Genomic DNA, 9391 nt, shown 5'->3' with positions numbered 1-9391 from the left:
CCAAGCCCGTTGCCACCAAGCGCGCGACCAGGTCGACGGCCAAGCCCGCCGCGAAGTCGTCCGCGAAGGCCGCCACCAAGTCGGCTCCCAAGTCCGCGCCCAAGTCGGCTCCCAAGTCCACCGCCAAGGTGACGGCCAAGGCATCGGCCGTGAAGTCCTCGCAGCCGACGCTCGTCGACCTGGTGCGCCGCCACCTCACCGAGCAGAGCGAACCGCGCTCGGCCGCGGAGATCGCCACCACCCTGGGCCAGACCCACCCCGAGCGCAACGTCAAGATCACCGTCGTGCGCACCACCCTCGAAGGACTCGTGGCCAAGAGCCTCGCCCAGCGCTCCAAGCAGGGTTCCTCCGTCTTCTACACCGCTCCCGAGGCACCCGAGCAGCCGCAGGCCCAGCAGGCCGACGAGCAGCCCGTGCCCGCCGACGCCTGACACGCACCGGGACGCGCTGCGGCCCGGATTGCCAGGTGCCGTCGTGGGTCGGCATCAGGCGGTCGCGGGCCGCGCCCGGCCGGCTTACCGGTGTGCCGTGACGCGTGCGGTCAGGGCGTGTCGCCTCGCCAGTCGAAGCGCGTGCTGCCCGCGACCCGGGGCGCGTACAGCGCGCGGCCGCCCGGTCCGTGACTGCCTATCTCCGTCGGCAGTGCCACGCCCGCACGCAGTTCGTGGTCGGGCCGGCCCGTCACGTCCAGCAGCAGGCCGTCCAGTGGCCCGCCGACCAACTCCACATAGGTGTGTCCGGGCTGTGGACCGGCGTCGTCGTGGTCGGCTCCGTAGACCCGGCCGCGCATGAACTCGAGCTCATCCATGCCATGCAGCCTCGCATCCGGCACTGACAACCGCCCGTCACGAGCACTCCTCCCAGGGCCTGCCCCGCGCTCGGCAGACAAGTTCGTGTGCCCGGCCATGTGCCGGGCCGGACGCACGCGGCGGAGCGACCGCGTTGTCAGTGGTGGCAGGCAGGATGACCAGCATGACGACAGCAGCAGTGATCGTGGACGACGCCGCCTACGCAGGGGCCGTCGAGGACGCCGTGAAGGCATCGGCCGCCTACTACGAGGGCGGCACCTCGGCGTTGGACGACGAGACCTACGACCGGCTGGTGCGCGGCATCGCGGCGTGGGAGGCCGAACATCCCGACCAGGTGCTGCCGAACTCACCGACCGGCAAGGTCGCCGGCGGCGCCGTGGAGGGCGACGTCCCGCACACCGCGCCGATGCTGAGCCTGGACAACGTCTTCTCGGCCGAGGAGTTCACGGCCTGGGCCGCCTCCCTGGCCCGGCGGCTCGGCCACGAGACGGCGAGATTCAGTGTCGAACCGAAGCTCGACGGTTTGGCGATCGCCGCCCGCTACCACCGCGGCCGCCTGACCCGGCTGGTCACCCGCGGCGACGGCACGGCCGGAGAGGACGTCTCGCACGCCATCGGCACCGTTGAGGGCCTGCCGCGGGAACTGGGCGAGCCCGTCACCGTCGAGGTGCGCGGCGAAGTCCTGATGACCACCGCCCAGTTCGAGCACGCCAACGAGGTGCGCACCGGCCACGGCGGGCAGCCGTTCGCGAACCCGCGCAACGCCGCGGCGGGCACCCTGCGCGCCAAGGACCGCGCCTACACCGTGCCGATGACGTTCTTCGGCTACGGTCTGCTGCCGCTGCCCGACACCGAGCCGGACCTCGGCGCGCGGCTGGCGGGACTGGCGCACAGTGACCTGATGCGGGAGGCGGCCGCCCTCGGTGTGCACACCACGGCGGGCACCCCCGTGCCGGGCAGCACCGCGGACACCACCGAACAGGTCCTGGCCCGGGTGGCGGAGATCGCCGCGCTGAGGGCGGAACTGCCGTTCGGGATCGACGGGATCGTGGTCAAGGCCGACCTGGCCGCCGACCAGCACGCGGCCGGCTCCGGCACACGCGCCCCGCGCTGGGCGATCGCCTACAAGCTGCCCGCCGTGGAGAAGATCACCCGGCTCCTCGAGGTGGAGTGGAACGTGGGCCGCACCGGCATCATCGCCCCGCGCGCCGTCCTGGCACCGGTCGAGATCGACGGCTCGACGATCACCTACGCCACCCTGCACAACCCGGCCGACATCACCCGCCGCGACCTGCGCCTGGGCGACCACGTCATGGTGTATCGCGCCGGTGACGTCATTCCCCGCGTCGAGGCCCCCGTGGCGCACCTGCGCACCGGCGAGGAGCGGCCGATCGCCTTTCCCGAGACCTGTCCGCACTGCGGCTCGGGCATCGACACCGGCGAGCAGCGCTGGCGGTGCGAGAACGGCCGCGACTGCCATCTGGTCGCCGCCCTCTCCTACGCGGCCGGCCGCGACCAGCTCGACATCGAGGGCCTCGGTCACACCCGGGTCGTGCAACTCGTGGAGGCGGGTCTGGTCGCCGATCTCGCCGACCTGTTCTCCCTCACCCGCGACCAGCTCCTGGGACTGGAGCGGATGGGCGACACCAGCACCGACAACCTCCTCGCGGCGATCGCTTCCGCCAAGGGCCGGCCCCTGTCGCGGGTGCTGTGCGCGCTCGGGGTCCGGGGCACCGGCCGCTCCATGTCCCGCCGTATCGCCCGCCACTTCGCGACCATGGACACCCTCCGCGCCGCCGACGCCGAAGCGATGCGCCGGGTCGACGGCATCGGCACCGAGAAGGCCCCGTCGATCGTCGCGGAACTCGCCGAACTCGCCCCGCTCATCGACAGGCTCGTGGCGGCCGGGGTGAACATGACCGAGCCCGGTGCCACGCCTCCCGCTGCGGTGGGTGAGGGTGCCGAGGAAGCGCCGGCCGACACGGACGCGGCGGACGGCCCGGCGCCGGCGGGCGGGCCACTGGCGGGGATGACGGTCGTGGTGACCGGCGCGATGACCGGGGCACTGGAGGCGCTCAGCCGCAACCAGATGAACGAACTCGTCGAACGCGCCGGTGGCCGTTCCTCCTCCAGCGTCTCCAGGAAGACCACGCTGGTCGTCGCCGGGGAGGGCGCCGGCTCCAAGCGGGCCAAGGCCGAGACCCTGGGCATCCGCCTGGCCGAGCCGGCGGAGTTCGCCGCGCTGGTCGCCGACTTCCTCGACTGACGCCGGTCCGCGGCCGGGTGGGCCGGCTCACGGCGGCCCCTCGGCAGGCTGGGGAACAACCGGCGTCGATCGGCCGTTCCTGTCTGTGTGGCTGCGGAGGGGACAGTGTCCCCGGGCCTACCCACAGCCCACAGGGACGATCGTTCGGCTGAAGCCCTGTGGAGCCTTTCGCCGCGAGGCGACCGCCCCTCCGCCGGCCACCGAACGCGGCCCCGGCTGGTCTCCCCCGTCCAGCCGGGGTTTCGCACGTCCGGTCCGGCTTTCACGCATCCCGTGATTGACCGCGTGCCACGGGGGTACTGGGCGGAGTCGTGATGCGTGGTGTGCTCGCCGCCTCGGCGCCCGGCATCGCCCTCGCGGCGAACCGGGTGTCGCCGGGAGACCTGTCGGCAGCCAGGGCCCAGATGGGGTTCTCGCTGGCATGGCACATCGTGGTCGCCTGCCTGGGCGTGGGCCTGCCGGCGCTCACCCTGCTCGCCGAGTGGTGGGGCCTCCGCACCGGCAACCCGTCGTACCGGCTGCCGGCGCGGCGGTGGGCGCGCGCCATGGGCGTCCTGTTCGCCGTCGGAGCCGTCTCCGGCACCATCCTGAGCTTCGAGATGGGGCTGCTGTGGCCCGGACTGATGGGCCGCTTCGGGCAGGTCATCGGGCTGCCCTTCGCCCTCGAAGGCATCGCCTTCTTCATCGAGGCGATCTTCCTCGGCATCTACCTCTACGCCTGGGACCGGCTGCCGCCCCGCCGGCACCTGTTGACCGGCATCCCCATCGTCGTCGCCGGCACCGCGTCCGCGTTCTTCGTGGTCTGCGCCAACGCCTGGATGAACCAGCCCCGCGGCTTCACCCTGCGCGACGGCAAGGTCGTCGACGTCGACCCGTGGGCCGCGATGCTCGACCCCGCGAGCTGGCCCCAGACCGTGCACATGATCCTCGCCGCGTTCATGGTGGCGTCCTTCCTGACGGCGTCCGTGTACGCGGTGGTGCTGCTGCGCGGGCGCCGCGACACCTACCACCGGGCGGGGTTCTTCATCCCCTTCGCCCTGGGTGCCGTGGTGACGCCCTTCCAGATCCTGGTGGGTGACTGGGCGGCCCGCTTCCTCAACGGCTGTTCGGCGCCTGCTTCGCGCTGTCGTCGCTGATCACACCGTTCTTCCTGGGTGCGGTGGCCGGCGGGGTCGCCTCCGGACGGGTCCCGCCGGGGCTCACCGAGGGCGACGTCGTCATCAGCCGGCTGAACCCGACGTCGGTGCTGGGCTGGGTGCTGGCGGTGCTGACCTGCGCCCATCTGGCGGCCGTGTACCTGTGTGCGGACGCCGACCGGGAGGGCCGGCCCGAGCTGGCCCGCTCGTTCGCCCGCGACGCCGTCGTCAGCGGTCTGGCGGCGGGTGCCGTCGCCTGCGCGGGCATCGCGGTCCTGCACGCCGACGCGCCGGAGCTGTTCCACGGCCTCACCCACCGGGCCCTGCCGCTCGTGATCCTCAGCGCGGTGCCGGCCTGGCGGTCCTCGGTCTGCTCGCCACGCGCCGTTTCGTGGCCGCCCGCGCGGCCGCCGCGCTCGCGGTGGCGGCGATCCTGTGGGCCTGGGGCGCGGCCCAGTACCCGGCCATGCTGGTCGGCACCACCACCGTCACCGAGGCCGCGGCGACCCCGGCCGTCCTCAGGGCGATCCTCGTCGCGCTGGGCGTCGGCGCCCTCGTCCTGATCCCGTCCCTGTGGCTGCTGTACGCCACCTTCCAGCGGGCGACACCCGAGCAGCAGCGGCACTGAGCCGGGACGCCGTACCGCCGCCCGGCCTGGGTCCGGCTCGGGTCCGCGCCGGTGGGGTGGCCGCCGTACGCGGCCGGTGTCAGGGGCCGTACCGCCTGGATGCCAGGTCAGTGCCCTCGACTATCGTGTGCCGTCCGGATCTTGAGGGGAGACAGCCGTGTCGGTCGGGGTGGGGAAGCCATGGCGTCGGATGGCCCATGTGGCTCTGCTGGCAGGGGTGTTGGCCGGCTGCGCGGAGGGCGCGGACGAGGAGGACAAGGCGTCGGCGAAGACGTCCACCGGTGCTTCGGCCACGGCGGCCGCCGGTGGCACCCGGGCGGTCGCCCCGAGCGGCGGGCGGATCGGCGCGGAGGGCTCCGCCTGTGAGCTGCCCGTCTCCTTCGACATCGCCCAGGGGTGGAAGGCCGAGGCCGTCGATGCCGAAGCGGCCTCGGGTGACCTCGACGACGAGGTGGCCGCGGAGGTCGCCGACGCGCTGCTGCACCAGGGCCCGGTCACCGCGGCCTGCGAGGTGGACGCCAAGCCCGCCGGGTACTTCGGTTACCTGCGGGTGTGGACCGGCGAGCCCGGTGAGGACAGCGCGCGCACCGTCCTGGAGGGGTTCGTGGCCGCCGAGAAGCAGGCGAGCAAGGCGACGTACAGCACGTTCCGGACCGGTGACCTCGTCGGTGCCGAGGTGGAGTACCTGTACACCAGCGAGCTGCTCGACGAGACGAAGAAGGAGCACGCCCTCGCCGTCACGACACCCGAGGGTCCGGTCGTCCTGCATCTGGGCGGAATGGACACCGAGGAGCACGAGGCGATGCTGCCGGCCCTCGAACTGGCCGAGCGGACCTTGCGGGTGGGGTGAGCACGACTGCGGCCGGACCGAACACCGTTCAAAGCAGATGCAGTTGAAGGGTTCCGGCCCCTACGCTGCCGGTCATGGACAGCACCGGGGCCGAACACCTGCTGAACGTCGTGGACGTCGAGGCCACCTGCTGGGCCGGGTCGCCGCCGCGGGGGCAGACCGGCGAGATCATCGAGATCGGCCTGACCGTCGTCGACCTGGCCGCAGGTGAGCGGCTCGCCCGGCACCGCGTCCTGGTGCGGCCCGCACGCTCCCGGGTCAGCGCGTTCTGCACCGAGCTGACCGGCCTGACCCAGGACGAGGTCGAGGGGGGCCTCTCCTTCGCCGAGGCGTGCCGGCTGCTCGCGGCCGGGCACGACGCCGGCATCCGGCCGTGGGCGAGCTGGGGCGACTACGACCGCGACCAGTTCACCCGCCAGTGCCGGGCGGCCGGGGTCCCCTACCCCTTCGGCCGGTTCCACACCAACGCCAAGGCCGTCTTCACGGGGGCGTACGGGCTGCGCAAGCGGCCCGGGATGGCGCAGGCACTGCGCCTGGCCGAGCTGCCCCTCGAAGGGCGCCATCACCGGGGTGAGGACGACGCCTGGAACATCGCGGCGCTCGTCCTGCGGCTGGCCGCGGACGGCGCCTGGCCGCACCCCTCGGAGCAGCGCGAGAACCAGCGTCCCTGACCGCTTCGGGGGCCCGGCGGCTCAGTCGGAGCGGCGGCCCTCGACGAGAGCGGCGAGCCGGTCCAGGGCCATCCGCGTGCCCGTCTCGTTGTCCTTCGCCGGTACCGCGTCGGGGATGCCTTCGTGGACGAGGAGGACGTCGGTGCCGCCGCCGGCGTCGGTGAGAGTGGTCGTCATCGTCATCACGCCCCGCAGCGCCGGGTCCCCGGTCTCGAACTCGAAGACCTCCACCACCTTCTCGTCGGGCACGAGTTCGGTGAAACGCCCGTGGTAGGTGTCCGTGCGGGAGTCCGACTTCCCGGCTCCGGCCTCCGTGTCGTAGGTCAGCGACACACGGAACGCGCCGCCTTCACGGGCGTCGAACTCGTGGACGTGGCTGCTCATGCCGGCCGGGACACGCCACCGGGCGATCGCTTCGGCGTCCAGCAGCGCCCGGTACACGACCGCGCGTGGGGCGTTCACATGCCACGGGACCCGCGTCGAGTACATGACGTTCACGATAGCGTCCGAGGTGCCGTCGCTCCGTCCCGATTGTGGCCCGCCGGGGCATGGGCCGGGCCGGAGCGGTTACTCCGATCCTCATGGCAAGTATTTCGAGATCCGATGAGGGCAGTGGTGCGGCGCAGGCGTCCGAGGACGGGACGCCGGGGCCGACGGACGAGGTCGAGCGTCAGGCGCCGGACGGCCCCGCCCAGTTGTCGGGACGGTCGTGGATGGCCGTCCTCAAGGGCACCGTCAAGGAGTTCCAGAACGACGAACTCGCCGACCGGGCCGCGGCCCTGACGTACTACGGGGTGCTCTCCCTCTTCCCCGCCCTGCTGGTCCTGGTCTCGCTGCTGGGCATCTCCGGGCAGTCGGCGACCCAGCAGGTCCTCGACAACGTCAACAAGCTCGCGCCCGGCTCCGCCCGCGACATCATCGGCAACGCGGTGCAGCAGCTCCAGGGCCGGGGCGGCGTCGGGTCGCTCATGGCCGTGGTCGGCATCGTCCTGGCCGTGTGGTCGGCCTCCGGCTATGTCGCGGGTTTCATCCGCACCGCGAACGCCGTCTACGACATGCCCGAGGGACGTCCGGTGTGGAAGGTGCTGCCCATCCGGGTCGGCGTCACGGTGGTGCTGCTGGTGCTGGCCGTGATCAGCGCCCTGATCGTGGTGTTCACCGGAGGCATCGCGGAGCAGGCCGGCTCGGCGCTGGGAATCGGCGACACGGCACTGACCGCGTGGTCGATCGCGAAGTGGCCGGTGCTGGTGGTCCTGGTCACCATCATGATCGGGCTCCTGTACTGGGCGTCGCCCAACGTCAAGGGCCGCGGCTTCAAGTGGATCACCCCGGGCAGTGTGCTGGCCCTGCTGATCTGGCTGCTCGCGTCCGCCGGGTTCGCGTTCTACGTGGCGAACTTCGCCTCGTACAACAAGACGTACGGCACCCTCGCCGGCGTGATCGTGTTCCTGGTGTGGCTGTGGATCAGCAACATCGCGATCCTGCTGGGCCTGGAGTTCGACGCGGAGATGGCCCGGCAGCGCGCGGTCGCCGGCGGGCACCCAGCGGACGAGGAGCCGTACGTCCCGCCGCGTGACACCCGCGCCTGGAGTGAGGAGGACCGGCGCCGCATGACCTGACACGGCCTCGGCGCCCCCCGCGCCGCCGTCCCGGTCCTTGACCTCGGACTTTCGTGCGCCCTGCCGTGGGACAGACGGCGAGAGCTGGGTATACGTACGCCGCCGAGCCGGGCGGTGCCGGGCCGGCACGGGTGGGGTGGAACAGGCCGAAACATGGAGGCGAGCGTGCTGCAGCGACCGACGGACATCATCGAGGGGGCCGTGGGTGACGGCGACACGAACACCACCGAGCGGCGCAAGCAGCGGCTGCGAAGACGTCTGGAGCGCCTCCTCGGGATCGCCGCGACGGAAGGCAACGAGCTCGTCCCGCTGCGCAACGGCGACGCGATCTTCCCCGCCATGCTCACGGCCATCCGCTCCGCGCGGCACACCGTGGACCTGATGACCTTCGTCTACTGGCGTGGGGAGGTGGCCCGCGAGTTCGCGGACGCGCTGGCCGAACGCGCCCGGGCCGGGGTGCGGGTGCGACTGCTGCTCGACGGCTTCGGCGCGATGGAGATCGAACAGGACCTGCTCGACGCCATGGACTCCGCCGGCGTCCAGGTCGCCTGGTTCCGCAAGCCGGCCCGGCTGTCGCCGCTGAAGCAGAACCACCGTTGCCACCGCAAGGCCCTCGTCGTCGACGAGGAGACGGCGTTCACGGGCGGGGTCGGCATCGCCGAGGAGTGGTGCGGCGACGCCCGCAACCCCGACGAGTGGCGCGACACCCACGTCCAGGTGCGCGGGCCCGCCGTCGACGGCATCGCCGCCGCCTTCGCGCAGAACTGGGCGGAGTGCCACGACACGCTCTACGACGAGCGCGACCGGTTCATCGAACACCGGCAGCCGGGCCGGGCCACGGTCCAGGTCGTGCGGGGGTCGGCAAGTTTCGGCTGGCAGGACATGCAGACCCTCGTCCGGGTCGTGCTGTCGTCCGTGGAGGAACACTTCCGGCTGTCCACCGCCTACTTCGCGCCCGACCCGTACTTCGTCGGGCTGCTCGCGGACACCGCGCGGCGGGGCGTGCGGGTGGAGATCCTGCTGCCCGGTCCGCACACCGACCAGCGCGCCTGCCGACTGGCCGGGCAGCACCACTACCAGACGCTGCTCGACGCGGGGGTCGAGATACGCGAGTACCAGCCGACGATGCTGCACACGAAGATCATGACGGTGGACGGGGTCGCCTCACTGATCGGTTCGACCAACTTCAACCGGCGGTCGATGGAGCACGACGAGGAGGTCATGCTCGCCGTGCTCGACGAGCACTTCACCGCGGACCTCGACAGCGACTTCGAAGAGGACTGGAAGGCGGGCGAGTCCATCGACCCCGTCCGCTGGCGGCAGCGCCCGCTCACCCAGCGCCTGCGCGAGACGGCGGTCCTGCCGATCCGGCGTTTCCTCTAGCGCCGTGACCGGCACCGCGGCCGTGACCC

General features: G+C 72.3%; 8 protein-coding genes and 3 pseudogenes. 9 read left to right on the top strand and 2 right to left on the bottom strand.

Translation table 11 applies throughout. The annotated features are described in order from the left end of the window. Window positions 1-431 (top strand): annotated as a pseudogene (locus ABZT03_RS28460) (hypothetical protein); the annotation flags it as partial. Between the two features lie 110 nt (window positions 432-541). Here ABZT03_RS28460 and ABZT03_RS28455 read toward each other — a convergent pair. Then, complete coding sequence (locus tag ABZT03_RS28455; protein WP_356044342.1) at window positions 542-808, bottom strand: hypothetical protein; 267 nt, start codon at window positions 806-808, stop codon at window positions 542-544. A gap of 155 nt (window positions 809-963) precedes the next feature. On the opposite strand from ABZT03_RS28455, the gene ligA reads away from it, so the two are divergent. From ligA to ABZT03_RS28425, 6 genes and pseudogenes are all read left to right on the top strand, one after another. After that, the gene (ligA, locus tag ABZT03_RS28450; RefSeq protein WP_356044341.1) at window positions 964-3075 is read left to right on the top strand and encodes an NAD-dependent DNA ligase LigA; all 2112 of its coding nucleotides are present in this window, start codon (window positions 964-966) and stop codon (window positions 3073-3075) included. 314 nt (window positions 3076-3389) lie between these two features. Further along, window positions 3390-4172, top strand: a pseudogene (locus tag ABZT03_RS28445) (cytochrome ubiquinol oxidase subunit I); the annotation flags it as partial. Further along, window positions 4154-4507: pseudogene (locus tag ABZT03_RS28440) on the top strand (cytochrome d ubiquinol oxidase subunit II); the annotation flags it as partial. The pseudogenes ABZT03_RS28445 and ABZT03_RS28440, both read left to right, overlap by 19 nt. A 95-nt stretch (window positions 4508-4602) precedes the next feature. Beyond that, window positions 4603-4839 carry a hypothetical protein gene (locus ABZT03_RS28435; RefSeq protein WP_356044339.1) on the top strand — a complete coding sequence of 79 codons (237 nt, stop codon included), beginning with the start codon at window positions 4603-4605 and terminating at the stop codon, window positions 4837-4839. Window positions 4840-5029: 190 nt separating this feature from the next. After that, window positions 5030-5689: a lipoprotein gene (locus ABZT03_RS28430; RefSeq protein WP_356044336.1), complete on the top strand. Its 660-nt coding sequence runs from the start codon at window positions 5030-5032 to the stop codon at window positions 5687-5689. Between the two features lie 74 nt (window positions 5690-5763). Beyond that, window positions 5764-6360: a 3'-5' exonuclease gene (locus ABZT03_RS28425; protein WP_356044334.1), complete on the top strand. Its 597-nt coding sequence runs from the start codon at window positions 5764-5766 to the stop codon at window positions 6358-6360. Between the two features lie 21 nt (window positions 6361-6381). Here ABZT03_RS28425 and ABZT03_RS28420 read toward each other — a convergent pair whose 3' ends face one another. Beyond that, window positions 6382-6849 carry an SRPBCC family protein gene (locus tag ABZT03_RS28420; protein ID WP_356044333.1) on the bottom strand — a complete coding sequence of 156 codons (468 nt, stop codon included), beginning with the start codon at window positions 6847-6849 and terminating at the stop codon, window positions 6382-6384. 92 nt (window positions 6850-6941) lie between these two features. On the opposite strand from ABZT03_RS28420, the gene ABZT03_RS28415 reads away from it, so the two are divergent. Together ABZT03_RS28415 and ABZT03_RS28410 are read left to right on the top strand one after the other, a co-directional pair. Then, window positions 6942-7979, top strand: a complete 1038-nt coding sequence (locus ABZT03_RS28415) for a YihY/virulence factor BrkB family protein (RefSeq protein ID WP_356044330.1) — start codon at window positions 6942-6944, stop codon at window positions 7977-7979. A 201-nt stretch (window positions 7980-8180) separates the two neighbouring features. Continuing rightward, window positions 8181-9362 (top strand): phospholipase D-like domain-containing protein, encoded by a 1182-nt coding sequence (locus tag ABZT03_RS28410; RefSeq protein ID WP_356044353.1) that lies wholly within the window; start codon window positions 8181-8183, stop codon window positions 9360-9362. Window positions 9363-9391 lie beyond the last annotated feature (29 nt).

Source organism: Streptomyces sp. NPDC005574 (assembly GCF_040605435.1).
GTDB lineage: Bacteria > Actinomycetota > Actinomycetes > Streptomycetales > Streptomycetaceae > Streptomyces.
Note: the sequence above shows the minus strand (reverse complement) of the source record. Positions and strands in the feature narration are given on the sequence as shown.

What these genes read in the sequence shown, in the direction of transcription:
- ABZT03_RS28455 (WP_356044342.1), bottom strand. Translation starts at nt 808, where the DNA reads ATGGATGAGCTCGAGTTCATGCGCGGCCGGGTCTACGGAGCCGACCAC.
- ligA (WP_356044341.1), top strand. Translation starts at nt 964, where the DNA reads ATGACCAGCATGACGACAGCAGCAGTGATCGTGGACGACGCCGCCTAC.
- ABZT03_RS28430 (WP_356044336.1), top strand. Translation starts at nt 5,030, where the DNA reads ATGGCCCATGTGGCTCTGCTGGCAGGGGTGTTGGCCGGCTGCGCGGAG.
- ABZT03_RS28425 (WP_356044334.1), top strand. Translation starts at nt 5,764, where the DNA reads ATGGACAGCACCGGGGCCGAACACCTGCTGAACGTCGTGGACGTCGAG.
- ABZT03_RS28420 (WP_356044333.1), bottom strand. Translation starts at nt 6,849, where the DNA reads ATGTACTCGACGCGGGTCCCGTGGCATGTGAACGCCCCACGCGCGGTC.
- ABZT03_RS28415 (WP_356044330.1), top strand. Translation starts at nt 6,942, where the DNA reads ATGGCAAGTATTTCGAGATCCGATGAGGGCAGTGGTGCGGCGCAGGCG.